Below are 25,734 nucleotides of genomic sequence, written 5' to 3'. Positions count from 1 at the left end.
GTGACGTCCTTCTGCAGCAGGTGCCTGGCTGCCTCCTGCAGACTGACGATACCCATTCCCGTGTCGATCATCAGATCCCGGTCGCGGCCGCGCACATGCCAGATATTGCAGCGCATCAGCGGCACGACATGGGGTTCCCAAAGTAGGGTAATGTCGTCGCTGATGCGTTTGAGTTCGAACCATCGGTCGGCAATCGGTAACTTGGTCATGTGGGGTCGCTCACGGTAAGAGCTGTTACTTTGACACACTCCGCATCGCACTTCGAGAGCGTTGACTCAAGTCGCGTCGTTCAGAGCATTCTCATGCGAGAGGGTTTCGATCAATTGCTCTGCGGACATTGGACGGCCAAGCAGAAAACCTTGCAGGGAATCGCAACCAAGCCGGGTCAGGAACTCTTGCTGCGCCGCAGTCTCCACGCCCTCGGCGACGATGTTCAGATTGAGCGTCTGGCCCAGTGCCACGATTGCGGAAACAATCGCTGCGTCTTCGGTGTCGCGGGCGAGATCACGGATAAACCCGCGGTCGATTTTCAGTTCACTGGCCGGTAACCGCTTGAGATAGAGGAGGCTCGAATACCCCGTACCAAAATCGTCGATTGAAATATTCACGCCCATGCCGCGAAGCTGCTGCAGGATTCGTAAGCTTGCGTCGGCATCGCGCATCGCCGTCGACTCGGTGACCTCGAGCGTCAGGCAGCCTGGCTCCAGCGCATAACGCTTCAAGGCGTCCCGCACCGTTTGAATCAGACTTGCATGGCCGAATTGCAGCGCCGACAGGTTGACCGCCATGGTCCAGTCACGCCGGCCCGCTTCGCGCCACTCGCTGATCTGCCGGCAGGCCTCGTCCAGCACCCATTCACCGATTGGCACGATCAACCCCGTTTTCTCCGCCAGGGGGATGAACTGGTCCGGCGCAATGAGCCCGCGAGTCGGATGCGACCAGCGCACCAGCGCTTCTACGCCGACTACCGGCCCGTTGGGCGCGGTGAACTTGGGCTGGTATTGGAGAATCAGTTCATGTCGTTCAAGAGCTAAACGGAGATCCTGCATGAGTTGTAGCTGCTCATGCACATTGGCATTCATCGACGCTTCGAAGAAACAGTAAGTGTTGCGTCCCAACGCCTTCGCGTGATACATCGCCGCATCGGCATTGGTCAGCAGGTCGTCCTGACGGGCGCCGTCGCCGGGGTAGATCGCAATACCGATGCTGGTCGAGATGCGCAGCAGGCGGTCGGCCACCTGAAAGGGCTCCTGAATGACCCTGAGCACTTTGTCGGCGAGGGTCGCCGCGTCGGCCGGTTCGGCTACTCCCGCCAGTAGCACGAATTCGTCGCCACCCACGCGGGCGATCGTGTCCTGTGACCGGACGTTCAACCCGATGCGCTGGGCGACTTCGACGAGCAACAGGTCGCCGATGTGATGGCCGTAGGCATCGTTGACCGTCTTGAACCCGTCCAGGTCCATGAACATCAGCGCGAAGCGGCTATTTTCCCGATTCGCGCTCTGGATCGCACGATCGAGCCGGTCTTCCAGCAACACGCGATTGGGGAGTTTGGTGAGATTGTCGTGTAGCGCCAGGTAGGTCAGTTCCTGATTGGCCTCGGCGAGTGAAATCGCCAGGATGGCGGTGCGCGATTCCAGACGCAGATCGAGTACGGAAATGATCAGCGCGATAGCAAGCACCGCTAGCGTGACGATGATGATCACTATCGCCAGCCACCCGACGTCCCCCCCATCACGCGCCGCGCGGCACACGCTTCCAAGCGGGAACTGCGCCGCCATCATGCCGGTGTAATGCATCCCGACAATGGCAAAGCCCATTACGATCGCCGCTCCCGCACGCAAGGGCCGAACCCGCGGTGAAAGGCGGCGCAGGTTGTATGCGATCCACAAGGCTGCGCCTGAAGCGACGATCGCGATGACGACGGACAAAATGAACAGGGACGGTACGTACTGGATTTCGGGAGCCATGCGCATTGCCGCCATGCCCGTATAGTGCATGGCGGAAACCCCGGCGCCCATTAGTACCGCGCCGCAAACCAGACGTGACCACGGCAACTCGTTTCGAGCCACAAGCCACAGCGCGAATGCTGAGGATGCAATGGCGATCAAAAGCGAGAGCACCGTGATCGCGGGATCGTAGCCAAGCGGAATCGGCAAGCTGAATGCCAGCATGCCGATAAAATGCATCGACCAGATCCCTGTGCCCATCGCGCATGCACCGCCAGCCAGCCACCAACGGGCTGCGCGTCCCTGAGCACTAGAAATGTGACCGGCCATGTCCAGCGCAGTATAGGAGGCCAAAATCGCTACAAGCAGCGAAAACAGGACAAGCAGGCTGTTGTAGCTGCTGGCAAACATGGCAAATTCCCCGTGGGCGTTGATCCGACCTCCCTGGACTGCTTCCGATTCGCCTTCGCACGACTGCATCAATGGTTGAAACACCAGGTCGCCTTGTATAACGACCTAGCGGGCATGCAACTTTAGCCGGACTCTGTAAAGGGCCGCGGGCCGATAATCCGGTACGCTGGATTCACCGCTCGCTGCCCGATGGGGGACTTCCAAATCTGCGGTGAGCGCTGCTATTCCAGTGTTTGACGGTATGCGGCGGCGAAAAAACGTCCAGTAGCTTGATCGCCGTTTATTTCGTTCCGAAGCAAATGCGAATGTCCGGTCTCGACGAAACCGAGGTTAGAAACAGGCGAGAGGGACACCGTGCAGACGGACGCATCGAGAGGCGGATGGGCAAGACCTTCGCCCACGAGTTCGTCGGTTGCCGGAATCAACCTTTTTAGTTTTGGTCCAGCGTGTCGCGCGGGAAGAACGTGCGCGACTCAAAAGCCGGCATCACGACGGTCGCGCCTGCCGAAGTAAGGCGGACATTGCAGGTCTGATCGACTCGCTTATCGTGCCTGTAAATGACCGCGCCAGGGCCGCCATTACATTCGGCAGCATGTTCGAAGAGGCGCATTTCGCGCCCGTTCTCGATTGATCTCGTGATGACGAAGCCGTCGGCATGGACTGCCGTTACGCCGACGAGGGCTGCTATCCCAACTACGACTTTTATCATCTGCATGATGGGGACCTCCGGGTCAGGCCGCGTGTCGCACTTGCCGAGCGCCGGTGGGTCGGAGCCGATGCGAATATGACCATACTAGATTGTGCTGCTTTCAAATCCCACCGTCGCTGCCGCCAGCCACCGGTCTCACGGCGGCATACGATAGTCACCCTGTAATCCCTTGTCGACTCCGAGTGCTGCCCGGGAACCTGGTAGCGGATATGCTCGATCTGGACAACGTGCCACAAGTCACCGGATGATTTGACCACAAGTCGTTCAAACATGCTTGTCTGCAGAAAAATGTGAAGCCACACAATCGAGGCACGGACCAATTGCTGCCCAAGGTCAGAAACTGGCGGTACTCGGCTTGGAGACGATCGGTTGAGTTTGTTATGCGTTGTTCGATGCCTGCCCTTGTCCGTTGCCCCATGAGTGCACGACGACGCGTGTGGGCAGGCATTGGACAACGTTTAACAACAGCCGCGCGTGCGCGATGGCGCCGCAGAGCTGCTGTTAACCGAGCTGCGCGACTCGCCCGACGGCCGCATTGGGAGAAAATTGGGCACTGCGGCTCTCAGCCAGTTTCGGCCAACAATCCACTTCCACTAAGTGTCAGCTTCCCGTCAGCTCGCGAGCGTGACTATGGCATCCCGCTGATGTGCCGTCTAAGCATTAAGCAGTGGGAATGGTTCCGCCGTCGATGACATATTCCGCTCCGCTGATGGCTGCCGCACGCGGTGAAATCAGAAAGGCGATCAGGTTGGCGACTTCCGCAGGTTTCGACGGACGTCCGAGAGGGATACCGCCCAGTGCATCCATGATGATCTGTTTGCCGCCTTCGTAATCCGTACCGGCCTGGCTGGCGAGCCGTTCCGCCAGGCCGACGGCCGCTTCGGTTTCCACCCAACCCGGCGACACGCGCACGATGCGCACGCCTTTCGGCGTTACCTCCTTCGACAGGCTCTTGCTGTACGTGGACAGCGCAGCCTTGGCGGCAGCATAAGCTGTGGTCGATGCGGGCAACGGCAGTCGATGCTGGATGGACGTGACGTGGATGATGACGCCAGCGCCCTGTGCAATCATCTTGGGCAACAACGCCCGATCGAGTCGTACCGCGGGGAACAGGTTGAGGTTCAGTTCCCTCTGCCACTCCGTATCATCCAGCGCGGCGAAGCCGCCGGCCGGGCCCGAAGATCCGCCCAGGACATGGACGATGGCATCCACTCCTCCGAGCCTGTCCTCGACAGCCTGTGCCACGGTGGCGCAACCTTCAGGCGTGGTCAGGTCGGCCGCGATGAACATCGCTTCGGGAATAAAGTCCGGCTTGGCTCGGGCCGTGGTGAGGATGTCCGCGCCGAGTTCGCCGAGCAGTTTGACGACGGCCTTGCCAATGCCTTTGGTTCCGGCCGTGACGAGCACGCGCGCGCCGGCGAGTTCGAGATTCATGGTGATCAGTGAATCTTTAGAAAATCTATCTGGTTGTCGGTCAGCCGGAAAACATGGTTGAGATCGGCAGGAGTTCCAGGGAAGTTACCGACATACCTGGCCACGACCGTTACGCCCGCATCGTCTTGCACAGCCGTCAACGGTTCGATGCGATAGGCATATTTACGCTGCGCTTCCGCCAGCCAAGCCTCGATTTCCTCGTGTCCCTGGTAAGTCTGTCCTTCATCGTGGACGACCGATTTTTCGGAAAAAGCGCGCCGTAGGGCCGAAGGCGCAGCGCCGTTGCTCACCTGAAAAAAGGTCGCAACCGAATCCGGTAGTGAAATGCTCATGTCTGAAGCCTTTGTGGCAAGCTGGGCGATACGGTAATTTTCACCATAAACTCGCAACCCAACAAGAACGCACGGAAAAGTAAGCTACGTACCCATGGGAAAGGTCTATACCCCCGCGACCGCCGCCACCGGCGTCGAAGAAGTGTTCAAGTTGCTGGAGGGGCGCTGGAAGCTGGTCATCCTGTTCCATCTATTCGATGGCAAGGTGCAGCGCTTCTCCGATTTAGAGAAGCTCATCCCCGGTATTTCGCAGAAGATGCTGGCGCAGCAGCTACGCCAGCTGGAGGCCGATGGCATCGTGGCGAGGAAGCTCTATCCCCAGGTTCCGCCTAAGGTGGAATATCGGTTGACCGACTGGGGACAGGCAATCTGCCCCGCCTTGGACGCACTCCTCAAATGGGCGGAGCAGCGGGACGAGTTGCCCAAAGCCGACTAAAACCCGATGTGGCGCCTCACGCGGCTTCTTTTGACTGCTGGAGCAAGCCAAGGCGAATCAGGCACTCGGCCTTGGCGACAATGGCCTCTTCGCTCGAACGGGTTGCACAGCCGAGCAGTGTTGCAATGCCTCTCATTCCAGGGTTGCTGAGCGCTGCGAGGCGCACCAGCCGCTTGGAGAGCGTTTGCCGACGCTTGCGATGCATTCGAACCCGCCGGCGCCACGATTGTCGGAAGCGATGTCTGGATCGGTTCCGAGGCGATGATCATGCCAGGTGTCCGCATTGGCCACATGGTGCCGTGATCGAAAGTCGCGCTCTCGTAACGAAGAATGTTGAGCCTTATATGGTCATCGGCGGCAACCCAGCGAAGCCGATTCGAAAGCGGTTTTCGGACGGAGAAATTGAAATACTGCTTGAGATGAACTGGTGGGACTGGCCGTTCGAAGAAAACAGCCAGTCGATGGGACCTTTGGCCGACGCGATCAAGACACGCGAGATTGAGAGGGGTACCAGAGGGACGTTTTGAGCGTTTCGCCGGACAAAGTGCCTGCCGTCGATCGTCGCATCGCGATGTGCGTGACACATATGCTCATCGCATTGGGCAGCCCTTTGGCCATGAAGAGACGGTCATCGATCTCGCCGTGAACGGGCCGCTCTTCGGCCTTATGCAAAGCTTCTCATAGGCCGAATCCAGGCGGCCACTATTCCGCGTCTGATCAAGGTTCGTTGCTGTAAGCATGCGCCACCTTTACCATGCCTATTAAACGACCACGACCGAGTCAATTTTTGACCCGCTTTGTTGCTTGCGGACCCTGCACAATTATTGAGCATAGGCTAGTGGAGGAATCGATGCTGGAAAGCGAAACACGCTTCCGAACGATGTTGGACGCGGCTCCTGTGATGATCTGGATGTCGGATACGGATCGGCTGTGTACGTTTTTCAACAGGCGGTGGCTGGATTTTACGGGGCGCACGCTGGAGCAGGAAATGGGCAACGGGTGGTCAGAGGGCGTGCACCCGGACGATTTCGAACGCTGCCTGAACGTTTATGTCTCATCGTTTGACGCACGCAAGGATTTCACGATGGAATACCGTCTGCGAAGACGGGATGGCGTGTATCGCTGGATCCTCGATACCGGCGTGCCGCAGGAGGACGTCGACGGTACGTTTCTCGGCTATGTTGGTTCATGCGTCGACATCACCGACCGCAGGCAGGCTGAAGAAAAATTCCGAAGCGCTCTGGAATTCCTGCCGGTTGCAATTCTCATGGTTGATCAACACGGGCGGATTGTGCTGGCCAACGAGCAGACCGAAAAGCTCTTCGGGTATCAACGCGACGAACTGATTGCACAGCCTGCGACTATGCTCGTCCCACAGCTGCTGGGCGATAGCGGGGCTATGCCGCAATCCGAGACCTTACGCATTGCACACGCTTCGACAGTGGGGGCGCCTTGCGATCTGTTCGCACGGCGCAAGGACGGAACGGAGTTCCCGGTCGAGGCCGGACTCAAGACGGTTCGATTCGAAGATGACGAGACTGTGCTCGCGGTCATCATCGACAAAACAGAGCGATATGAACTGTACCAAAACCGGCAGCAACTGGCCCATCTGACGCGCGTATCGATGATGGCTCAACTAGCAGTGTCGCTCGCACACGAACTGAACCAGCCCCTTACCTCAATTCTGGGCAACACTCAGGCCGCCCAGCGGTTTATGGCCACGGATCCGGTCGATCTGGCCGAAGTGCTCGAGATACTGAAAGACATTGTTCAGGAGACCAACCGCGCGAGCGAAATAATCCGGCGGATTCGCACCTTTCTCAAGAAAGGCGAGCGAGAAATCGCGCCGCTCGATCCGGTCGCTGTAATCCGCGACGCGGTGCAGTTGTTGCAATTTGACGCGATCGCGCGCGGTATGCGCATGTCAGTCCACTACGATGCCACTCCGGCCACAGTGCACGGCGACAAGGTACAGTTGCAGCAGGTCATGCTCAATCTCTTGCTCAATGCGTTCGACGCAATGGACGGTCGTCCGGCTAGCGACCGTATGGTGGCCGTGTCCATCACGCTTCAGAGCCCCCAAGTAGTGCGCGTTGCGGTGCGCGATCGCGGGGCGGGCCTGCCCGGCGACCTGCTCGCGCTGATCTTCAACCCGTTTGTCACCTCGAAATCCCAAGGCCTTGGCCTTGGGTTGTCGATCAGCCGTACCATCATCGAGATGCATGGCGGGCGGCTATGGGCTGAAAACAATACGGATCAAGGCGCGACGTTTTACTTTACGTTACCCGTAGGGGACGCCGCATAGCTAGACGCCTTGCAGTCGGTGCCGTGATCGACCGGGCTCAACGGCCTTTCTGGTTGATGACGGCGGTTTCGTCGCGCCAACATGACGGCACTCCAGGGCGGGTCGAGGGTCGGCTTATCCGACTTCTCACAAGACCGAATAGCGGACATGCCGCTGTATGGGCTTGTATGGCCGCCTTGGGTCGCAACCGGAAGTTCGCGGTGGGATCGGTACCGAGGGCGGGCCGCGGCGGAGGTTCGCTGCCCTGCCGCTACAACTGTTGCAGCGGCAGGAGAAGACATTCATCGCGAGCGCGGATTTTGGTACAGCGTCGTAAAGGTGTTCCAGCCCGACCACGATCACACTTGTTACCGCCTTTACTCGACGATGCCGACCAGATCGTCGATGTCCTTCTGGATACGCATCCGTGCCTCCCGTACGGCGGCATCAGGTGTGTTGGCAACGAGTGGGAGCATCAAACCCGAACCCTTAAATTCGGTTTCGAAATGCACCCATGCTGCGTAAGCGCAAACACCGGAAGCCTTTTGCACTAGGTTCACCGTTACGTTGTATGTGCGTTGCTTGCCATGCTTGCGGGTGTACTGAAAACGGCTTAACAGTGGTTTGGACATCATGTTTCCTTGGCTTTGCTGCTTCCGATTCGACCTATTTGCTGAGGAAGCAGTCGTTCACTGCCTCAGGGCCGTCTGCCGGATGCCGCGGAGTGTCGTTAGCTATTTGCTGCCTCGTCCGAGGCTGATGATCTGCGGAACGGGGAGCGAGGCATCGGTACGCCATCCACGAAAGCGCTCGCGCAGCGCACGGCAAACTCGTATGCACAGGTCTGGTTTGCGAACTGACCAAGATCACCCAATGAGGTGGATTCGCCGTCTTCCTTCAAAATGCAGGCGCGGGCTACGAACGTGTTTCCGTCCCTTATCGTCGACGCCTGAATCAGTGCGCCGCGGTGAAATAGAACCATTGCATGCCCTCATGATTTCAGAATATGAAAGCATATTGTAATGTTGTTATCTTTGCGCGTGGTGACTGTTACCTTTCCACATAAAGTGCTTAAGTGTGACGACGACACTGTCAAATTGAGGAAATCAACCTGACTGAAATCCCACTTCGAGATGCGGCACTGCCGCCTAACCGAGCTGCGAGCAGAAAATACGTCGCAAATGACGCCAGTGCCTATAATGAAAGCTAAGTGTAATTTATAGCGGCGTCAATGTCGATGTCGCGAGCGGTTAAGAGCGCGTCGGATACAGCCCGCACGTCGAGCGAGGGGAAATGTCATGTTCAAGCATCTGCTGGTGCCGACCGACGGCTCGGCACTTTCCGAAGTCGCAGTCCAGATGGCGGTGACGCTCGCCGCCGAAAATGACGCCTCGGTTACGGGACTTCATGTCATGCCGGAGTTCCATGTTTTGGCATATGGAACCGAAATGCTCGCGGATACCGAGGAGAGATTCGTTCAGGTCAACAGGGAGCGTGCAGAAGCCTTTCTCGTGGCTGTCACGAAGGCCGCAAGCCAAGCGGGCGTGATATGCGAAACGGTTGCCACCACCCGCGCTCATCCTTATGAAGCGATCATCAGCACCGCCATCGAGCGAAATTGTGACCTGATTGTCATGGCGTCCCACGGACGCAGCGGTGTGCGTGGCCTGTTGATCGGCAGCGAGACACAGAAGGTACTGACCCATAGCGCTATTCCCGTTCTGGTGGTGCGGCAGTCGACACATACGGGCGTAGTGGGCGAAGCAGGAGCCCGCAAGCAATCGACAACATCGAAGTCTTCGTCGCCTCATGGATTCATCATCGGGCGAATTCCGCTTGCAGTTACTCCGGCACTGTCAACTTAACGGAATTGCTGGCCGGCGTCAGTGCGCCAAAAATGCTATTGAAGCGGGATATTGGTCAGGCCGATTAGCTTAAGTTGACATTACCTCAGCCGTTACTTGTGGGCCGCGCGCGAGCGCTCATCTCAAACCCTGTGCCATGCTGAAGGTGTCGGTATGCCGAAAATCTATTGGAAGCTGGAGAGGATCGCGTTCTCGCTCGTCGTGCTGTTGGCGCTTGCATGTTTCGGCCTCATCGTATGGCAGAAGAATCCCGGCATGACGTTGGCGATTCAGACGGGTGGCGAAATGCTGATGCCGAGCAGTGAACATTTGCTCGGCTGCATGGTGCCGGATCAAGGCGGTTGTGAGCGGATGTTGATCGAGCTGAAAACACCGGACAAGACCTGATTCGCACGCAATGAACGGACACGAGTGTCCGGCGTGTTCTATGCAGTCCCGTGATTGATGCCAGCGGCGCACGCCTTTGCAGCGAGCGCAAACGTCGAACCACTTCGCGCGCGACGTGCTCGCGCGCTTGGTGGTGACTTCGACAATCTACTAACCACGACTTCACGTTACGGATCGCGGCAAGCTGCGAAACCGTCGCTACAGTGAAGCGTTATGCGGCCTTGGTACGATGCCCATCCTCGGTTCCAACGTGAAGATACACGGCCACCGGCAAAATCGCTGCCATTAACCAGTTTTCGCTGGCTGCTTCGCGCGGGACTCTACGTACCTGCCTGCGTCACGGCCTACGGTGTAACCAGTCGCGCATTGGGTGCGTGTCCAGCCACCGAAGTTGCCGATTCCGATGATGTTCGCGTCTGTAGTGCTCCGCAATCAGGATAGCAGCCATGATCAGGACGATCGCCCCAAGAAACACTGCCGAAATTGACTCGACCATGGTCGTCTCCTTGCTCGCGATCATACTTATATCTTAGGTCATGGCAACGAGCATGGACGGCGAATATCCAGGCCACTGAAGGGGCGGCCAACGCTCCCAGACAACCAATACGGCTCGCGAGACTGTCGTCTGAGACTTACCGCCATCGATCCCAATATTTGGCATGCCGCAAAAACTGGTCTAAAGTATTTATCAGACGTAAAACAATAGGGCGCAGGCCAAAACCACATTAGGGGGCGCACATGGGTATGTTCTTTGACCAGGACATCGCGCATATTGCACGCGTGATGGTTCCATCATTGACAGGAGACCTCGGCGGACCAATCCTGTCGGCTAAATACTGGCGCGGACGGCTCCACGAGCTTCTGAATCGGACTCACCTGACGCGCGCCCAACTCTGCGCGCTGGATAGTTTGCTGCTTCAACTGGACGACTTTGAGGCCCATGGCCGGCCGACGCCATCGGGAAGCACTTGTCCGCGTCGCCCGGAATCTCGACAACATCGAACGCCGCGCCAGAACATTTCTTGATCTGGCTCCCTGCGGATTCTTTCCGGCGGTCGCATAAAAAGAAGCCGCAGGACTTGCCCACGGCTACTTAACACACAAAACGCGGGGATTCGTCCGCGTTAATGAAAGCTTATAGCCCAGATATGGTGGCAACAAGCCAAATGTCCATGATTTGCCTCTTCTTGCCACATTCGCGACACAGCTCGTCCCCAGCTAATTCCCGGTATCGCCAGTCACAACGTTAATATCGTGACGCAGTTACGCGGGGCAGTGCCGCCTTCGACGGTGTGTAAATCGCCGGACGCGGGACGCATCGCCCACTGTGCGCGCAGCATCTCTGCGCGCCAAGGCATCGATGGCGCCATCTCGCTGGTTCATTTCCTCCAGGCGAAGCTTGCATAGGATGTCGAAGCAAATGTAGGAAGTGAATCCAGTGATCGCACCGCTGAATAAGGATTCGAAGCCTGCGAAGACACTCAAAAAAGAAACGGGAAAAAGTTCTCTTAAGCATCGCAAACGTACGTGCTGTCGCTTCTGGAGATCTTGATCTGCCTACTTACATTCAATGACCGGTTTAACCGGGAGGAACCGCCGTTTCGATAGCCGAGGATCCAACGCCCGGGATGAGGTCGACTACGGTCTCTCGTCGCTATTGTGTGTGACGTATACATCTCGTCGAACACGATCACGAATCAAGGTGATCGCGTCTCCGATCCGACTGATCAAGAATCAAGAATGCTGGAACAAGCAGGCATGGCTCCACGCGTCTGAATTCCACAGCCTACAGCAACGGATTGGTATCCCAACCGATTGCTGTGCGCAGTGTCGCCCTGTAGGATTTCCCCACTCATTGGGAGGTGACGATGCAGTTCGACTACAAGGACTTCCATATCGACGCGTCACCTCTTGATGAAGGCGGCCATTACTACGCCCGTGCAAAGATCTACCGGCGCGCCTCGGTGGGCGGCGACACCGTCGAGGTCAAATGGTCAGGCGATCTCGGCGACTATCCCTCCGACGCAGCCGCTATCGAGGCGGCGCAGCGCTGGGCGATCCAGTGGTGCGACGAGAATTCGGCATAGGCATCATTGGAGACAGTTATGCAGCCTTGCAACGCCTGTCGCGAATTAGTTGGCAAGCCATCCAGCGTTTCCCCACATGGCGATCTTGCCGCCTCTGGTGTCAGTGCAATCGGGCCGTCGGGCCACACGACGAAAATCAGCAGCAACTGGAATTGCACGGTCTGCGGAAGCTGGCTGTACCAGAATACAGCTGATGGCACCCCGCCTGGCGAGTGGGTGATGGGCGAGCATCAGCGAGCTTCGCCCGGGAAGGCGTGACAAGCGGTGCTTTGAAATCACGGTGGCGACCAGCCTGGCTTCGTCCACTACGCTGTCGAAACTTCGCATGCGTGTTCCCCGGCAGTTTTTGTCGAGGGAAATAGCACGACGCTCAGTTCGCGTAGGCCTTGCCCGCGTCGATCGGCTCGTTGAACGTGAGGCTGTCGTCGTCACTGCTCCTTTCGTTCATGTTGGGCATGACGCGAAGCAATGAAAGTCCTCCGAGACGTTCCGGGCGTTGTTCGCCGACGACTCAAGAGGCCACCTGCGACGGCCATCATCCGGCTCAGTGCGGCCAGGAAGCGACCTTCGCTTCTTCCGCCCAGACCTTTGCCAATCATGGGGGAGCTCGGTTGCAAGTTTGCTCACCGGCCCCGCTCAACTGGCTGCTCGCTATCCACACCACCAATCAGTTTCCTCGCGGGTCACGTAGCATGCACCGCGCATACCGGACCACACCGGCCTCAGATTGGGGACCAGGACCCGTTTAGGGTCCCTTCGAAAATCGAAATTCACCCTTGCGAACAATGCGCTTAATTATTAGCGACCGCTTTCCTAAACTTGGTGTCACCTGGAAAAATATGAATAGATCGTTTGCGTCGAAATTCCAGTCCAATTAAGGAGGAGCGGGTCATGAACAAGGCAACCAGCACATTAATCGCGGCCCTCGCCGCACTCACGCTGGCGGGCGGTGCTTATGCACAGAGCAACAACACGCTGGCGACCCCGACCACCGTGTCGCCGGCCGCGGTATCGCCGGCCAATGCAACGAGCGGCTACGGCACGCCCGGCGTCACCAACTCGGACAGCGGCATGAGCGCCGGGTCGCCGAACTCGGGCATGCCGAATAGCACTAACAATAGCTCGACGTCCCTGACCAACGCTCCCGGGAGTCACAACACGCTGGCGACCCCGAGCGTAGTGTCGCCGGCCGCCGGCCAATAACAGTTGCGTCGTCGACGCGTAAATGCTGACGGGGGCGTGAGCAGTTCAAGCCCCGGCAGAGCGAGGCATCGACTCGCATAGCGTGTGTCGTGACGGACTATCCTCACGACATCCGCAAATCCGGAGTTCGAGTCCCTCATGCGCCACCCATCCTAAGGAAGACCGCTGCCCTCAAGGACAGCGGTCTTTTGTTTCTCCCTGACCTCTTTTGGCATTGGCTTGCGGCACATTGGCTGGTTGCATGCCCGTGGGGTGATCGAATAACAGCAACTGGCGACACAGTTCAGCGGCTGTAGCGGCATGCCCTGTCTGAGCCGGCTTTTACTGACAAGTGACCGGCAACAGTGGAGCAGGCGCGTGCCAAGGAAAAAATATTCAGCCTCACTGTAACCGCGCATCCATCCCCGACGAACTACAAAGAGAGCGGGCGAATGCATACCCCACCTGCATCGCCCGTTGTTCTTTGCTAACGTTCATCAGGAGACCTTGCGCATGGACACTGTCCGCCACCTGCTTCGTTTCACCGATCCCGCCCGGCTGACGGACCGCTGGAGCCTCGCCCGATGGGCACCCCTGCCATTGCGGCTGATCGTCGGTTACGGGTTCATGGCGCACGGCTACTCAAAGATCGTCAAGCATCCGGATGCATTTGCCGGGATTTTGCACGCGCTCGGTGTGCCGGCACCACACTTCATGGCGTGGGCGACCATTGCAATCGAACTGATCGGGGGTCTCGCGATCTTCGCCGGCGCGTTCGTGTCGCTCGTCAGTCTGCCAATGATCGCGGTGCTGATGGTTGCGGCGCTGACTGTGCATCTTCCGTACGGGTTCTTGTCGATCAAGCTGATGGCCGTCACGTCGGCCGGTCCGCAGTTCGGTCCGCCGGGCTACGAGACCGATCTGCTTTATCTTGCGTGTCTTGCCGCGCTGATGTTGGGGGGATCGGGACCGTTTTCCGTCGATGGCTGGCTTAGTCGCGACGGGCGGCAATAGGGAAGGGCGATGGAATTTCAGGACGGCATTGCTGACCAGGTACCTGATCTTCGCCGTTATGCGCGCGCGAGTGGGCGACCGTGGCTACGCCGACGATCTGGTGCAGGACACGCTGGAGCGAAGTCTGCGCTACGCGATGCGATTTCGACGAGGCACGAATCAGCGCCGATGGCAAATGACGATCACACACAGCGGCAACCAGATTTCGTGTCTCGAAGTGCGAGACCTCGATTGGGTCTTTCAAATGCTTTGGGAACAGCAGCGCGAAGTGGTACTGATGTTCGGTCTTGACGACATGAGTTACGCGGAAATCTCGCTGATGCTCGGCATGCCGGTTGAAGCGGTCATGTCGCGGCTCTCACGTGGACGCGAGCGGTTGCGTGACGTGACCGCCCGCGTGCGGCCAGAATCGAAGCTCGGAGTCACGTCAACGTGACGCGCGGGACGCACGCCGGGCCGATGCGTCCAGTCGAGGAACGGCTCAGAAACTTGCTGGTCCGCTCGCTGGAAGGCGACGCCGCGTCGTATCGAGCGTTTCTGCAGGACCTGACCGGACATCTGCGGGCGTTACTGCGCAAACGGCTGCACTATCTGCCTCATGATATCGAAGACGTCGTGCAGGAAATCCTGCTGGCCGTGCATAACGGACGCCATACCTGGCGCCCGGACGAACCGCTGACCACCTGGATCAACGCGATTGCGCGCTACAAGCTGACGGACCATCTACGTGCGCGATCGCGTCGCGAGGCGTTCCAGGAACCGCTTGATGACGAAGCCGATATCTTCGCCGCATCGGACACGGAACCCGCGGACGCAAGGCGCGATGTGCACAAGCTGCTCGACCAGCTACCGGACCGTCAGCGTTTGCCGATCGTGCACGTCAAGCTGCAAGGGCTTACCGTCGAGGAAACGTCGCGCCTGACCGGCTTATCGGAATCGGCTGTGAAAGTAGGCGTGCATCGCGGGCTGAGGGCTTTGGCCATGAAGATTCGAGGGATATCCTGATGAAAACGGAGGATCTGATTTCGATGCTCGCGACAGGCGTTGCGCCTGTCGAACGACATGTCGCTGCAAAGCGCTTCGGTGGAGCGCTCACGTTCGGCGCAATGGGTGCGCTTGCGATCGTGATTCTCGGTTACGGCGTGCGGCATGATATCGCCCTTCTTCTGCATGCTCCGCTGTTCTGGGCGAAGCTCGTGTGGCCCACATGTCTCGCGGTTGCAGCGTTGGCGGCCTGCGTGCGCCTCGGGCGACCCGGCAGGGTTGTAGGGGGCTGGTGGGCCGTACTCGCGACGCCGGTGGCACTGGTGTGGCTTGCCGCACTACTGGTGCTCTGGTTCGCGCCGCCCGAGGCGCGTGAGCACCTACTGATGGGTCGCACTTGGCGCTCGTGCTCTTTCAACATCGCGCTGATCTCGTTACCCGCGTTCGCGGCCGCGCTGTGGGCGGCGCGTGCTCTCGCGCCGACGCGGCTTCGCCTCACGGGCGCGGCCACCGGACTTGTTGCAGGCACGATCGGCGCGCTTGCCTACAGTCTTCGATGTCCGGAAATGAGTGTGCCGTTCTGGGCAACCTGGTATCTGATCGGGATGTCGATTCCGACGGCCGCCGGGGCACTGCTTGGGCCGACGCTCCTTCGGTGGTGAAGTTACGGGACGAAGCACTGTAGCGATGGGCGAATGGACCGTCCAAAAGGCAGTGGGCCGGCGGCGCCCGCGGCTGAAAGCGCCTCGACTGTGCGTCTGTTCGATAAAACGAGCGTCGCCGCAATCTGCTTGATTTGCATACTTCTCGAACGCCGCGAACCGTGTAACGGCCTGGTTGTCGAGTTAAAAATTGCTATTTCGGGCCGGACATTGATTCACTCTGCCGTTAGCGATACCCTTAAATCGTTCGTGGTCGTCGAATGCTGGTCAACCCGGAGACATCCGCTTCGTGAAGCAAGCGTGGGCTTTCCCGTACATCCTTGCCTTGAGCGCGATCCTCGGCGGATGCGGTAAGGACGGATCGCAAAACGCTACTCAAGCATCGGGCGCATCCGAGAGTCAGGCGCCGGTTCAGCCTGGGCAGGCCGCGAGCGCCACACCCGTCGCATCGGGCACGCTGGCCACCGTCACTAAAGCGCAGTTGTCGGCGGAAGCTGCCGAAACACTGCGTCTGATCAAAGCGGGCGGACCTTTCCCTTTTGGCGAGGACGGTGTCCTGTTCCGCAACAGCGCGGCATTGCTGCCGCAGCATCCGCGTGGCTACTACCACACCTACACAGTTCGCACGCCTGGCTCGGCGGATCGTGGGCAGCGCCGCATCGTATGTGGTGGACCGCGCAAGCAGACCGGCGACTGCTACTACACCGACGATTACTACGTCAGTTTCAAACGCATTGCAGAATAACTTGAGCCAATGAAAAACGCCCCGGGCCTCTGATAAAGGAGACGCCGGGGTGTTGTGTTTGCAAAGACCGTGCTGCGAAGACACGACCGTTTGCATACGACGCCGTGGGCGTGATTGTCGCGGCGATGAAGTGCGCGCAAATCAACCGACTCCGCGAAGATCCTTTCCGCGATGCCGGCAACCGACTACCACGGTGTGCTTGGCGAAACGCAGTTCGATTCAAGAGGCGACCTGCGGCACGGCGTGATTTCGCTGTACAAATACGTGGGAGGCAAGCAGGCGCTACTGGGTGTCGTCGAGAAGTAAGCGCGTTTTAGCCAGGGCGGATTCAACTGGGCAATGCGATCCTCCCGAACTCGCGCCAGACCGTGCGGAAAAAGTCTGGCGCACGCGGAACCGAGCGCAAAAGAGCAGAACACTACGCAGCCAGAATTTCCTTCACGGCACTATCGATGAATTTAACATCGATAGCGTTGGCTGCGGGACCGCCCGCAAAATGACCCCAAACCGATTCGATAGGCCGCAACTTTGCATTGGGCATCTTCGAAACCTCATACTCACTATCTTCCGGCGGAAAATACAGATCCGTGCGCCCGGGCATCACAATAGCCTTTGCAGTGATACTGGCCAACGCTCGATCGAAATCTCCCTTATATAGAGAATTCGCGGAAATATCGCCGTACTGCCAACTCCACATCATCGACAAGATATTATTCGCGTCCTTCTTCAAGAAGTCGCCTTCCCAGAACTGCGTAATGAAGTCCTCAAGAGAGCCATACCCCATTGCTTCCATGTCGAGCCGTTGACGCAGAAACGCCTGCGAAAATCCCCATCCGGCAAACACCCGCGCGGCAGCGCGCATTCCACGCGTCGGCGGTGCATCGTAGAAACCGTCCTTGAATTCCGGGTCCAACAGCAATGGAGCCTTAAGCCCTTCGATAAACACAAAATTGTGCCGCGAGCACCGCGCCGCCCCGCAGAACGGCAGAATGCGTTCGACCATTTCCGGATACATCGCGGCCCAGTGGAACGCCTGCATCGCGCCCATCGACCAGCCGGTGACGAGCCTGAGCGACTCGATGCCAAACTTCTCGGTCACGAGGCGATACTGCATCGCGACGTTGTCGTAGAGCGTCACATGCGGAAAGCGGCCGCGATCATAAGGGGGTGGATTGTTGCTGGGCGAACTCGATACGCCGTTGCCAAACATATTCGGCACGATGATGAAATACTCCCGCGGATCGAGCCCCATGTGCTCCCCGATCAGCCACTCATTGTCGACATGGCTGCCGCTATAAAACGTCGGATAGACGATCGCGTTGTCGCGCGCGGCATTCAGACGGCCATACGTCTTGTAGCTGAGCAGCATGTCAGAGAGCGTCGCACCGGACTGCAGCACGACGCGGCCGAGATTGAAAGTTTCGAAGTCTGTCATGTGAGCCTCATATTCAATTGGCGACGACGTTAAGGAATTTTTGGGTGCGCTCGTGAGTCGGGTTGTCGATGACCTGCTGCGGCGTCCCTTGCTCGATAACTTCGCCGCCGTCCATGAAGACAACGCGGTCGGCGACATCGCGAGCAAAGCGGATTTCGTGCGTGACCACGACCATCGTCATGCCGGCATCGGCCAGCCCGCGCATCACGCCAAGCACTTCACCGACAAGTTCTGGATCGAGCGCCGAAGTCGGTTCGTCGAAGAGCATCAACTTGGGCTTGATCGCGAGCGCACGCGCAATCGCCACGCGCTGCTGCTGCCCGCCTGATAGCCGATGCGGCAGAAAATCCGCGTGCGCGGCGAGCCCCACGCTCTTCAACAACTCCCGGCCGAGTGCTTGCGCTTCGGCACGCGGCACGTCATAGACCTGCCGCTGTGCTTCGACGATGTTGTCCAGCGCACTCAAATGACTGAAGAGATTGAAATGCTGGAACACCATGCCCACGCGCGCTTCGGCGCGTGCGCGTGCGAGGTTGTGCAGGGGCCGTACCGTGCCGCCGCCACCCGGTACTTCCCGGTAACCCACGTACTGCGAATCGACCTTGATCGTTCCCCAGTCAAGTGGTTCGAGATGGTTAATCAGCTTGAGCAGTGTGCTTTTGCCGGAACCGCTCGGGCCGAGGATGACGACCACTTCGCCATGCCCGATCGACAGGTCGACGCCGCGCAATATCTCGCGCTTGCCATACGATTTCCAGACGTTCCTGCACGCTACAAACGGTTCATCGCGATGCCGCGGCGTGCGACTTTCGGCAGGCAGCAGCGTCCCAATCCATGCGTGATCGTTCGCCTCCGGCGCTTTTGCGGCGACCGGAAAGTCAATCGGTGCATCGAGCGGTTTCACATCACGCGTCGAAGGGCGCAGTCCGAACCACGACAACGTGACCTTTCGGTCGCGCTCGTGATCGAAGATGCTTTCGAGCCACACCTGAAGCAAGGAGATCCCGCTCGTCAGGACCAGATAAATCACCGCCGCCGCGCCGAACACGGTAAAGAACTTGAAGTTCTGGCCGACGACCTGTTGCGAGCGAAACGTTAGCTCGTTGACGAAGATCACCGACGCGATCGACGTTAGCTTCAACATGCCGATGGTGTCATTGGCGAGACCCGGGATCACCGCGCGCATCGATTGCGGCAGGATAATGCGGCGTAACGTCAGCAACGGTCCCATGCCGAGTGCGGCGGCGGCGGTCGATTGCGAACGGTTCACTGACAAGATGCCGGCACGAAACAGTTCAGCGCTGAACGCCGCCTCGTTCAATGCAAAGCCGATAACCGCGGTCGTGACTTCATCGAAACGCAAACCGATCAGCGGCAACGCGTCGAAGATGAACACGAGTTGCAGTAGTTGCGGTGTGCCGCGCACGAACCAGATATAACCCCACGCCGCTGAGTTCAAGGCCTTGAATCGCGACAGCCGCATCAGCGCAAGACCGAGCCCGAGCACCAGCCCGATCGACATCGCTATCAGCGTAATCTTCACCGCGATCCACGCGCCGCCGAGCAGGAAGGGCGAGCCGACATAACCGGCCAGCTCCTTGAAACCGTCGAACACCTGAGCGCCATCGAGACTGGCCGCCATCGCCGGCTGCAATACGAACATGGCAACCATACCGAGAGCGCCGACTACGATGTGTTTGATACGCAATGCCTTCATTTCCGAACCTGATCCATGACGCTACCGGCACACGACACGGTGTGCCGCGCAGGCAGCCGTTATTGAGTAAGCAGTGTGGTCGGCGTTTGCAGCGACGGATCTACGCCGTATCGCTGAAAGGTCTTCTTCTGCGTCTGATTGGCCTGCATGATCTTGAGTCCATCGGAAACGGCGGCGATCATATCGGCGTTGCCTTTCTTCACGCCCACGCCGATCTTCATACCGCTCGTCACCATGAAGCCGCGCATGTAGAGTTGTGGGTTCTGTTTCGCGAGACCGTCGACGAGCGCCAGGTCGTACATCATGACATCGGCGCGATGGCTTGCGACGAGGCGTGCGCCCGACGCGATATCGGCGGACGTCATGATGGTCACGTCGGGCTTGCCTTCGGCTTTGCATTTGGCGGCTTGCGCTTGCGCCATCGTCAGTTCGACGGTGCCAATGCCTGCCGTGACCGTGAGGCCGCAGAGCTTGGAGATGTCATCGATCTTCTTGGGGTTGCCAGCCGCCACCAGACCGCCCGTGCCGGCCTGCATATACGTGACGAAGGTCGTTTCCTTGGCGCGTTCCGGCGTGTAGTACAGCAAGTCCCACATCACGTCGATCTGTCCGGCACGCAGTGCGGGCAGCAGCCCCGGCCAGCCGGCAGTGAAAAATTCCGTCTTCACGCCGGCGCAGTCAAACACGGTTCGGGCCATGTCTGCATCGGCGCCGATGATCTTATTGAAATCCTTGCTGTCACGAAACGCATACGGCGGCGACTCGGGGTCCACGCCGATCTTGATGGTCTTGCCCGCAAGCGATGGATATTTTTGAGCCACCTTGGAGGGTTCGCACGATTGCGCTGAGGCGCCTTGTGCGAGGAGAAGACCGGTGAGTGCGCATAGCAGCAGCTTGATTGCCTTTGACATGAACATGGCGAATCCTATTGAGGTTGAAGGAAATATGGGCGGACGAGGGCGGCATGGCAAAGTGAAAGTGAAGTGATCTAATGCCCGAGAAAGTCCATGTGGTTTGCAATCGAACCAGGCGTGGTGATGCAGACCCGGCCTTCGTCGCGCGCGCGGGCAATATGTTCGAGTGCCCGCCGCAAGTGACACAAACGATGCGGTTGTCCCATCAGGTACGCATGCAGCGCAATGCCCATCACCAGCGGTTCTCGCGCGGATTGCCGCAGCATTTCCTCAAAGTGATCGATCACTAGATCGGCGAACGATTTCGCGTCCATTTGGCGCGCAAGGATCATCGGGATATCGTTGACCTCCTCCGGATACGGAATCGCCCACAGCGGGTGACCGTTGCGCGTAAGCAGGCGCGTGGGCTGATCGTCGTGACACCAATTGAGCGTGTACTGATAACCCGCTTCGGCCACCAGATCGCTGGTGACATGACTTTCCGAGAGCCACGGCGATAACCAGCCGGCCGGCTGTTGCGCGCTCTCCGCCGCGATCCGCTCGCGACAAGCAACGATCAACGCGCGTTCGTCGTCTTCAGTCAGCGTTCCTTGTCGTTCCGAATTCGTATGGCCGTGCGCGACGAGTTCATCGCCACGCTGAGCGAACGCGGCGACCAGTTCGGGGCAGTGATCGTAGAGCGCCGTGTTGATGATGGCCGCGGTTGGCAGTGCGAGTTCATCGAAGAGATCGAGACAGCGCCATGCGCCCACACGCAATGCGTATTCACGCCACGCGTGATTGAGCACATCGGGTTCGGGCATCACCGGGCCGATAGTCGGTCCCAGTCCTTCACCGAACGCAAAGTGCTCGATGTTGAAGCCGATATAGACCGCCAACCGGGAACCGTCGGGCCAACGATAAACAGGGCGGCCGTTGATCGGCAAATATTGAAAGCGCCCGTGGCCGGGCAGCGTGCGATGTGCGGGAGAATCCATGGTCCAGTGAGTCCTGTCGAACGGCGCGTGCGCCTGTGTTCAAGTCAGAACCCATGGTAGGGAAGCCAAAATCGCGGCATCGAGCTTGCTGCGAACAAACTCTTGTACGCACGCGTATCGGAGGTCACTACTCGCTACTTCACGCGGTGAAGAGCGACTTCCGGATGATCGCGTGCACGCCCCAGTTGCCGTCTACCACCTGCGTCACGCCGAAGTCGACTGCGACCGAGATCAGAGAGATCGCCTCATCTTCGGAAAGGCCCTTGGTCGTCATCAGGAAGCGCCGGGTTTTGATGAACGCGTCGCGCATCGCGAGATCGAGCGTGGATTTTTCGTACACAGCGCTTTGCGCGCTCGTGCCGAACTCGGCCAGATAGTTCGGATAGCTGAAGCCGTGAAGAACCCATTCGTCGGCGGTTTCGACTAGCGGATAGGTGAGGTCCGCAAACACCTGCCTGCCGAGCGTCTCTTTCTTGTGGAGCACCAGTTGGAAGTCGCCGGTGAGCGAACATTCGATCGCGGTGCCGCACAGTTCTGAATCTCCTTGCGATGCATGCGGGTCGCCGACGGAGAGCAGAGCGCCGGGCACCCCGACTGGCAAGAACACGCTCGCTCCACGCGTCACGCGCCAGTTGTCGAGATTTCCGCCGAAGGTGGAGGGCGGGATCGAATCGATCAGACCATCCTGCTGCGGCGCGACCGTGATCACGCCGAAGTGCGGACGCACCGGAATCTGGACGTTCTTCAGGATGTCGTGATTCTCGACCACCGTCGAATGATCGACTGGCACGCCGGGATAGTCGATTGTCGGATGCATCACGCCAAAGGGATCGCGCTGAGGTGTCCAGCGGAAGTTATAGACAGCGCGCGCGCAGGCGGTTTTGCCTGCGGTGGCGTCGGCATCAAGTTCATAGATGGTGACGACCTCGCGCGGTTTCGGCTCGGTCAATAACTCGCGATAGTGGAAGCCCCACCACGCAGCGGCATTGCTGCCGAACGCGCGGCCGGCGAATTTAGGATTGGCGCAACGGCGCGGGTGAATGTCGAGAATGCGCACTTCCAGCACATCGCCGGGTTCCGCGCCGCGCACGGCAATCGGTCCGGTACAGATATGCACGCCGAAGCCTTCACCCGCGCCACGTCCATAGATGGACGCATCCATGGGACCGGCGCCGCGGCGATTGACGTTCTTGCGCCCGGCGGTCCAGTGGAACACGCTTTCAGCGCCAGGATCACCCTGCACCATGCGCTCCCAATCATCCGCCGCGTGTTGCGTGAGTGTTTCGATCGTCACCGTGTCGCCGCTGTTCAGTTCGAGCACGGGCTTCAGATCGTGACTGAAGTAACCCCAGTGAATTGTGTTGGCCGTCGCGCGCAACAGATGATGACGCGGCTTGCCGGACTCGCGGGACAGGGGTGCCGAAGGCGCGTCAAGCTGCTCGGCGGAGCCGGTCTCGTCCGCAACTTCATGAACCGCACCCTGCTCGGCGAGCTGTGCCTGCACGATCAGACTCCCGGCGTTGACGGGCAAGCCGCGCGAGATTCGCCGCACGAGAAGGCGCGCTAATTCAAGACCCGCTTCATGCCGGAAAGTGCGTGGCGACGCGCCATATTGCTCGCGAAACGCGCGGCTGAAATACGCGGGGTCGTTGAAACCCCAACGGAAGCAGACATCGGCAATCGAAAGCTTTTCATACAGGGGATTGACCAGATCCGCGCGGCAGCGCTCCAGTCTGCGTGAGCGCAAGTAGGTCGAGAAATTCTGTCCAACCGCTTCAAACAGTTTCTGCAAATAGCGCGGCGACACGCGCTCTTCCTTCGCTATCGATGTCAACCCGAGATCGGGGTCAGCGAGATTGCCTTCGATGGTTCGACATATACGTGAAAAGAGCGCGGCCTGAGACGGCGTGAGGCCACTGAAGCTGCCTTCCTTGTCGTGCCCGACGAGACTGGCGACCAAAAACTCCGCGAGCGCGAGTTCGAGGGGACGCAGATCGTCGAGTGACAACGTCTCCACGCTTTCAGCAATCGAGCGCAGAAAGCCTGAAAAGACGTGACCGATACCGGCGTCTCCGGGCAAACGCCCGGCACGCAGTGAGAACGGTGTAAGAAGGCGTGCGTTGATGGCGGCGCGGGGCACGCGGATCACGAACGCACGGAAGTCGGAGGTGAACGACAGGCCCGCTTCCTCGCGCGACGACGCATAGACAATATCACCGGTTGCAACTCGCGCGCGCACACCGTCGGCGACGAGCGTTACGCCTCCGTCGAGATGCAGCACGATCACGAGACTGTCGGTGCCGTCGACTTTGAGCTCGATAGTTTGCGCGAACGCGGCCAGCGCGATCAGTTCAAAGCCGTTGCTCGACTTGCGCGACTTGATGGTTCCATGCAAGTGGCGCGCGGCTGCCTGAGGCGCGCCGCAGCGCAGACCAAGCCGGTCGAGCGCCTCGTTCCATGCTCGCAGGCGATCTACTTCGGCGTACGACTCGGTGGTGAAACGCAGTAAGTCCAACCCAGGCTCCCGGACCCTGACGAACGTCAGTCGAGTGATTCAAAGGCAATGTCCGTGCCATCGATAACAACGCCGTTAGCGCTGTGGCGCTGCGCTACGACGGTGCGTGGACGCACCGCTACCGCGCTGCGCTACAACTGTGCGCGGACGCACCGTCGTAGCGCACGCGCACAACTCACGCGCGAGGCTTTTTCTTCGGAGGAAAAATGCTGCGGGGGATCTTGCAATGAATGCCCTGACGGCCATCGACGACCTGGGTCACGGAGAAATCCGCGGCGACGCTCATTAGCGAATACGCGTCGTCGCGGGACAGGCCTTGCTGCTCGGTAAGCAGCAACAACATATCGCGTGAAGCGTTTTTGGTCGCGATGTCGAGGTCTTCATCAAAGCCGTGGACAATCCAGTATTCGGGCGTTTCCAGCAGCGGCGAGGGAAATCTGAAGTCGCGCCGCAGCACGATCTGGAACATCACATTGAGCGACGCCTCGATCGCGGTGCCGCTGATTTCGCCATCTCCTTGCGATACATGCGGGTCCCCGATCGAGAACAACCCGCCGTCCACGGCGACCGGGTAGTACATGGTGGAGCCCGCGCCGATGCGCCAGTTATCGATATTGCCGCCATGTGCGCCCGGCGGCACGGTGCTTACGCGGCCCGCCACATCGGGCGCGACGCCCGCCGTGCCCAGATGAGGGCGCACCGGCACGCGAATGCCTTCGAGCGCGGGTTCGCGGCAGCAGTCGCGAATCTCCGAGCGCTTGCCCGGCACGAGATATTTGCCGGGATAGTCATACCCATACAGCGCGTGAGCGGTGTTAGATGCCTGATCGAGTTCGTAGATAGTGACGCGTTCCTTCTCGAAGTCGGTGAACAGATGACCCCAGTGCGCCGCGAGATTCGAGCCGTAGTTGAAGCGCGGAATCATCTGCAGATAACGTACCTCCAGCAGGTCGCCAGGTTTTGCGTCCTTCACGAAGATCGGTCCCGTCATCAGATGCACGCCGGGTTGGCGATCGGATTCGGGAATCGTGTCGTAGAGCGCGCGCACCTTGTCATCCATCATGAGGTCGGGGGCGTCGCCTGCATGATGCGTGATCGCTTCGGCGCGAACGAAGTCGCCGCTCTCGACGATCAGTGCGGGCGCTAGCGCCGCGTCAAAGTATCCCCAGTGAACATTTTTCTGGATAGCTGGCAGGTCATGAAGCATGCTTTCTGAAGCTCCGTAAGAGTGTGCGATCGGTGCAACGCGACCGATGACAGATCGTACGAGCGACAGAATAGTTACACTTGGGTGACTGCGTACAAAAGCTTGTGCGTGGGCGAAGCTCGTTCCGGCACCACCGCGCTTACGAGGGTCTTGTAGTGTCGGGGCTTAAGCGTAGCCGGTCGTGCCGACGTTCAGGCATTGGCGTTGGCGAGGCGACTACAGGTCGCTTTCCTGACATTCGCACACCCGCGTGTGCTGCGTCGATTGAATGATTCCGGTAAGCCGATCCGGTTCGCTTTCGATTGCAGGATTGGTCGAGTCCTCCATTTGAGGAATTTTTTTCGATAAGGGAGTGTCAACTTCCCGCGGCCACTCCACGTGAGCCGCGGCCACCTGCGGAGTGGCCGCATCCGTACCTTTAACGCGCCTTTCCTTTGGTGCGCAGTTCGATGAGGCCGAGCAGCATCTCGTCGCGCTCTGTCTCCAGC

General features: G+C 59.1%; 23 protein-coding genes and 4 pseudogenes. 15 read left to right on the top strand and 12 right to left on the bottom strand.

All coding sequences use genetic code 11. The features are described 5' to 3' along the window. Nucleotides 1–209: pseudogene (locus P0D73_RS43645) on the bottom strand (MBL fold metallo-hydrolase); the annotation flags it as partial. 66 nt (nucleotides 210–275) lie between these two features. Continuing rightward, on the bottom strand, nucleotides 276–2,360 hold the full coding sequence (locus tag P0D73_RS43640) for a putative bifunctional diguanylate cyclase/phosphodiesterase (protein WP_408315567.1): 2,085 nt from the start codon (nucleotides 2,358–2,360) through the stop codon (nucleotides 276–278). 412 nt (nucleotides 2,361–2,772) lie between these two features. Between P0D73_RS43640 and P0D73_RS43635 the strand changes: the two genes are divergently transcribed. Continuing rightward, a complete protein-coding gene (locus P0D73_RS43635; protein ID WP_408435953.1) occupies nucleotides 2,773–2,991 on the top strand; it encodes a hypothetical protein in 219 nt (72 codons plus the stop codon). Nucleotides 2,992–3,729: 738 nt separating this feature from the next. Here P0D73_RS43635 and P0D73_RS43630 read toward each other — a convergent pair. Both P0D73_RS43630 and P0D73_RS43625 read right to left on the bottom strand, forming a co-directional pair. Next, nucleotides 3,730–4,509 (bottom strand): SDR family oxidoreductase, encoded by a 780-nt coding sequence (locus tag P0D73_RS43630; RefSeq protein WP_408315675.1) that lies wholly within the window; start codon nucleotides 4,507–4,509, stop codon nucleotides 3,730–3,732. Continuing rightward, complete coding sequence (locus P0D73_RS43625; protein ID WP_408315565.1) at nucleotides 4,509–4,835, bottom strand: nuclear transport factor 2 family protein; 327 nt, start codon at nucleotides 4,833–4,835, stop codon at nucleotides 4,509–4,511. Before P0D73_RS43625 ends, P0D73_RS43630 begins: the two co-directional genes overlap by 1 nt. Before the next feature lie 94 nt (nucleotides 4,836–4,929). On the opposite strand from P0D73_RS43625, the gene P0D73_RS43620 reads away from it, so the two are divergent. Then, nucleotides 4,930–5,271, top strand: a complete 342-nt coding sequence (locus tag P0D73_RS43620; protein ID WP_132381059.1) for a winged helix-turn-helix transcriptional regulator — start codon at nucleotides 4,930–4,932, stop codon at nucleotides 5,269–5,271. A 16-nt stretch (nucleotides 5,272–5,287) separates the two neighbouring features. On the opposite strand, the gene P0D73_RS43615 is transcribed toward P0D73_RS43620, so the two are convergent. Continuing rightward, complete coding sequence (locus P0D73_RS43615) at nucleotides 5,288–5,476, bottom strand: hypothetical protein (protein ID WP_408315563.1); 189 nt, start codon at nucleotides 5,474–5,476, stop codon at nucleotides 5,288–5,290. Between P0D73_RS43615 and P0D73_RS43610 the strand changes: the two are divergent. After that, nucleotides 5,452–5,798, top strand: a pseudogene (locus P0D73_RS43610) (CatB-related O-acetyltransferase); the annotation flags it as partial. The gene P0D73_RS43615 and the pseudogene P0D73_RS43610 overlap by 25 nt on opposite strands. 323 nt (nucleotides 5,799–6,121) lie before the next feature. After that, a complete protein-coding gene (locus P0D73_RS43605) occupies nucleotides 6,122–7,576 on the top strand; it encodes a PAS domain-containing sensor histidine kinase (RefSeq protein WP_408315561.1) in 1,455 nt (484 codons plus the stop codon). A 356-nt stretch (nucleotides 7,577–7,932) separates the two neighbouring features. Here the strand turns inward: P0D73_RS43605 and P0D73_RS43600 are convergent, their stop codons facing one another. Beyond that, the gene (locus tag P0D73_RS43600) at nucleotides 7,933–8,187 is read right to left on the bottom strand and encodes a hypothetical protein (protein ID WP_132381055.1); all 255 of its coding nucleotides are present in this window, start codon (nucleotides 8,185–8,187) and stop codon (nucleotides 7,933–7,935) included. A gap of 666 nt (nucleotides 8,188–8,853) precedes the next feature. Here P0D73_RS43600 and P0D73_RS43595 point away from each other — a divergent pair. The 11 genes and pseudogenes from P0D73_RS43595 to P0D73_RS43545 all read left to right on the top strand — a co-directional run. Further along, nucleotides 8,854–9,420: a universal stress protein gene (locus P0D73_RS43595; protein ID WP_132381051.1), complete on the top strand. Its 567-nt coding sequence runs from the start codon at nucleotides 8,854–8,856 to the stop codon at nucleotides 9,418–9,420. A gap of 153 nt (nucleotides 9,421–9,573) precedes the next feature. Beyond that, the gene (locus P0D73_RS43590) at nucleotides 9,574–9,807 is read left to right on the top strand and encodes a hypothetical protein (RefSeq protein WP_408180880.1); all 234 of its coding nucleotides are present in this window, start codon (nucleotides 9,574–9,576) and stop codon (nucleotides 9,805–9,807) included. A 738-nt stretch (nucleotides 9,808–10,545) separates the two neighbouring features. Then, nucleotides 10,546–10,833 carry a hypothetical protein gene (locus P0D73_RS43585; protein WP_408315558.1) on the top strand — a complete coding sequence of 96 codons (288 nt, stop codon included), beginning with the start codon at nucleotides 10,546–10,548 and terminating at the stop codon, nucleotides 10,831–10,833. Between the two features lie 842 nt (nucleotides 10,834–11,675). Beyond that, on the top strand, nucleotides 11,676–11,894 hold the full coding sequence (locus tag P0D73_RS43580) for a hypothetical protein (protein WP_132381047.1): 219 nt from the start codon (nucleotides 11,676–11,678) through the stop codon (nucleotides 11,892–11,894). Between the two features lie 891 nt (nucleotides 11,895–12,785). Further along, nucleotides 12,786–13,097 (top strand): hypothetical protein, encoded by a 312-nt coding sequence (locus P0D73_RS43575; RefSeq protein WP_408290646.1) that lies wholly within the window; start codon nucleotides 12,786–12,788, stop codon nucleotides 13,095–13,097. Nucleotides 13,098–13,589: 492 nt separating this feature from the next. Then, nucleotides 13,590–14,090 carry a DoxX family protein gene (locus P0D73_RS43570; RefSeq protein WP_408315556.1) on the top strand — a complete coding sequence of 167 codons (501 nt, stop codon included), beginning with the start codon at nucleotides 13,590–13,592 and terminating at the stop codon, nucleotides 14,088–14,090. A 9-nt stretch (nucleotides 14,091–14,099) separates the two neighbouring features. After that, nucleotides 14,100–14,526: pseudogene (locus P0D73_RS43565) on the top strand (sigma factor-like helix-turn-helix DNA-binding protein). 23 nt (nucleotides 14,527–14,549) lie between these two features. Continuing rightward, a complete protein-coding gene (locus tag P0D73_RS43560; protein WP_408315673.1) occupies nucleotides 14,550–15,095 on the top strand; it encodes a sigma-70 family RNA polymerase sigma factor in 546 nt (181 codons plus the stop codon). Beyond that, nucleotides 15,095–15,736, top strand: coding sequence for an NrsF family protein (locus P0D73_RS43555; protein WP_408435951.1), 642 nt, complete (start codon nucleotides 15,095–15,097; stop codon nucleotides 15,734–15,736). The genes P0D73_RS43560 and P0D73_RS43555 overlap by 1 nt, the downstream gene beginning before the upstream one ends. 289 nt (nucleotides 15,737–16,025) lie before the next feature. Next, entirely contained in the window at nucleotides 16,026–16,481 is a 456-nt protein-coding gene (locus tag P0D73_RS43550) for a ribonuclease (protein WP_132381035.1), read from the top strand. Between the two features lie 86 nt (nucleotides 16,482–16,567). Further along, nucleotides 16,568–16,787: pseudogene (locus tag P0D73_RS43545) on the top strand (branched-chain amino acid ABC transporter substrate-binding protein); the annotation flags it as partial. A 112-nt stretch (nucleotides 16,788–16,899) separates the two neighbouring features. Here the strand turns inward: P0D73_RS43545 and P0D73_RS43540 are convergent. From P0D73_RS43540 to P0D73_RS43515, 6 genes are all read right to left on the bottom strand, one after another. Beyond that, nucleotides 16,900–17,916: an alpha/beta fold hydrolase gene (locus P0D73_RS43540; protein WP_408315671.1), complete on the bottom strand. Its 1,017-nt coding sequence runs from the start codon at nucleotides 17,914–17,916 to the stop codon at nucleotides 16,900–16,902. A gap of 13 nt (nucleotides 17,917–17,929) precedes the next feature. After that, the gene (locus P0D73_RS43535; protein ID WP_408315552.1) at nucleotides 17,930–19,633 is read right to left on the bottom strand and encodes an amino acid ABC transporter permease/ATP-binding protein; all 1,704 of its coding nucleotides are present in this window, start codon (nucleotides 19,631–19,633) and stop codon (nucleotides 17,930–17,932) included. Between the two features lie 59 nt (nucleotides 19,634–19,692). Continuing rightward, complete coding sequence (locus tag P0D73_RS43530) at nucleotides 19,693–20,550, bottom strand: ABC transporter substrate-binding protein (protein ID WP_132381031.1); 858 nt, start codon at nucleotides 20,548–20,550, stop codon at nucleotides 19,693–19,695. A 71-nt stretch (nucleotides 20,551–20,621) separates the two neighbouring features. After that, entirely contained in the window at nucleotides 20,622–21,524 is a 903-nt protein-coding gene (locus P0D73_RS43525) for a polysaccharide deacetylase family protein (protein WP_408180885.1), read from the bottom strand. Between the two features lie 139 nt (nucleotides 21,525–21,663). Further along, complete coding sequence (locus P0D73_RS43520; protein ID WP_408290633.1) at nucleotides 21,664–24,039, bottom strand: acetamidase/formamidase family protein; 2,376 nt, start codon at nucleotides 24,037–24,039, stop codon at nucleotides 21,664–21,666. A 175-nt stretch (nucleotides 24,040–24,214) separates the two neighbouring features. Next, nucleotides 24,215–25,246 carry an acetamidase/formamidase family protein gene (locus P0D73_RS43515; RefSeq protein WP_132381025.1) on the bottom strand — a complete coding sequence of 344 codons (1,032 nt, stop codon included), beginning with the start codon at nucleotides 25,244–25,246 and terminating at the stop codon, nucleotides 24,215–24,217. Nucleotides 25,247–25,734 lie beyond the last annotated feature (488 nt).

Source organism: Paraburkholderia sp. RL18-101-BIB-B, from assembly GCF_046026985.1.
In the GTDB taxonomy this organism is placed as follows: Bacteria; Pseudomonadota; Gammaproteobacteria; order Burkholderiales; family Burkholderiaceae; genus Paraburkholderia.
The sequence above is the reverse complement of the archived record's forward strand: the minus strand, read 5'-3'. Positions and strand labels throughout refer to the sequence as shown.

What these genes read in the sequence shown, in the direction of transcription:
- P0D73_RS43625 (WP_408315565.1), bottom strand. Translation starts at nt 4,835, where the DNA reads ATGAGCATTTCACTACCGGATTCGGTTGCGACCTTTTTTCAGGTGAGC.
- P0D73_RS43575 (WP_408290646.1), top strand. Translation starts at nt 12,786, where the DNA reads ATGAACAAGGCAACCAGCACATTAATCGCGGCCCTCGCCGCACTCACG.
- P0D73_RS43560 (WP_408315673.1), top strand. Translation starts at nt 14,550, where the DNA reads ATGCGTCCAGTCGAGGAACGGCTCAGAAACTTGCTGGTCCGCTCGCTG.
- P0D73_RS43580 (WP_132381047.1), top strand. Translation starts at nt 11,676, where the DNA reads ATGCAGTTCGACTACAAGGACTTCCATATCGACGCGTCACCTCTTGAT.
- P0D73_RS43600 (WP_132381055.1), bottom strand. Translation starts at nt 8,187, where the DNA reads ATGTCCAAACCACTGTTAAGCCGTTTTCAGTACACCCGCAAGCATGGC.
- P0D73_RS43535 (WP_408315552.1), bottom strand. Translation starts at nt 19,633, where the DNA reads ATGAAGGCATTGCGTATCAAACACATCGTAGTCGGCGCTCTCGGTATG.
- P0D73_RS43620 (WP_132381059.1), top strand. Translation starts at nt 4,930, where the DNA reads ATGGGAAAGGTCTATACCCCCGCGACCGCCGCCACCGGCGTCGAAGAA.
- P0D73_RS43555 (WP_408435951.1), top strand. Translation starts at nt 15,095, where the DNA reads ATGAAAACGGAGGATCTGATTTCGATGCTCGCGACAGGCGTTGCGCCT.
- P0D73_RS43595 (WP_132381051.1), top strand. Translation starts at nt 8,854, where the DNA reads ATGTTCAAGCATCTGCTGGTGCCGACCGACGGCTCGGCACTTTCCGAA.
- P0D73_RS43515 (WP_132381025.1), bottom strand. Translation starts at nt 25,246, where the DNA reads ATGCTTCATGACCTGCCAGCTATCCAGAAAAATGTTCACTGGGGATAC.
- P0D73_RS43570 (WP_408315556.1), top strand. Translation starts at nt 13,590, where the DNA reads ATGGACACTGTCCGCCACCTGCTTCGTTTCACCGATCCCGCCCGGCTG.
- P0D73_RS43590 (WP_408180880.1), top strand. Translation starts at nt 9,574, where the DNA reads ATGCCGAAAATCTATTGGAAGCTGGAGAGGATCGCGTTCTCGCTCGTC.
- P0D73_RS43525 (WP_408180885.1), bottom strand. Translation starts at nt 21,524, where the DNA reads ATGGATTCTCCCGCACATCGCACGCTGCCCGGCCACGGGCGCTTTCAA.
- P0D73_RS43640 (WP_408315567.1), bottom strand. Translation starts at nt 2,360, where the DNA reads ATGTTTGCCAGCAGCTACAACAGCCTGCTTGTCCTGTTTTCGCTGCTT.
- P0D73_RS43540 (WP_408315671.1), bottom strand. Translation starts at nt 17,916, where the DNA reads ATGACAGACTTCGAAACTTTCAATCTCGGCCGCGTCGTGCTGCAGTCC.
- P0D73_RS43605 (WP_408315561.1), top strand. Translation starts at nt 6,122, where the DNA reads ATGCTGGAAAGCGAAACACGCTTCCGAACGATGTTGGACGCGGCTCCT.
- P0D73_RS43615 (WP_408315563.1), bottom strand. Translation starts at nt 5,476, where the DNA reads ATGCATCGCAAGCGTCGGCAAACGCTCTCCAAGCGGCTGGTGCGCCTC.
- P0D73_RS43585 (WP_408315558.1), top strand. Translation starts at nt 10,546, where the DNA reads ATGGGTATGTTCTTTGACCAGGACATCGCGCATATTGCACGCGTGATG.
- P0D73_RS43530 (WP_132381031.1), bottom strand. Translation starts at nt 20,550, where the DNA reads ATGTTCATGTCAAAGGCAATCAAGCTGCTGCTATGCGCACTCACCGGT.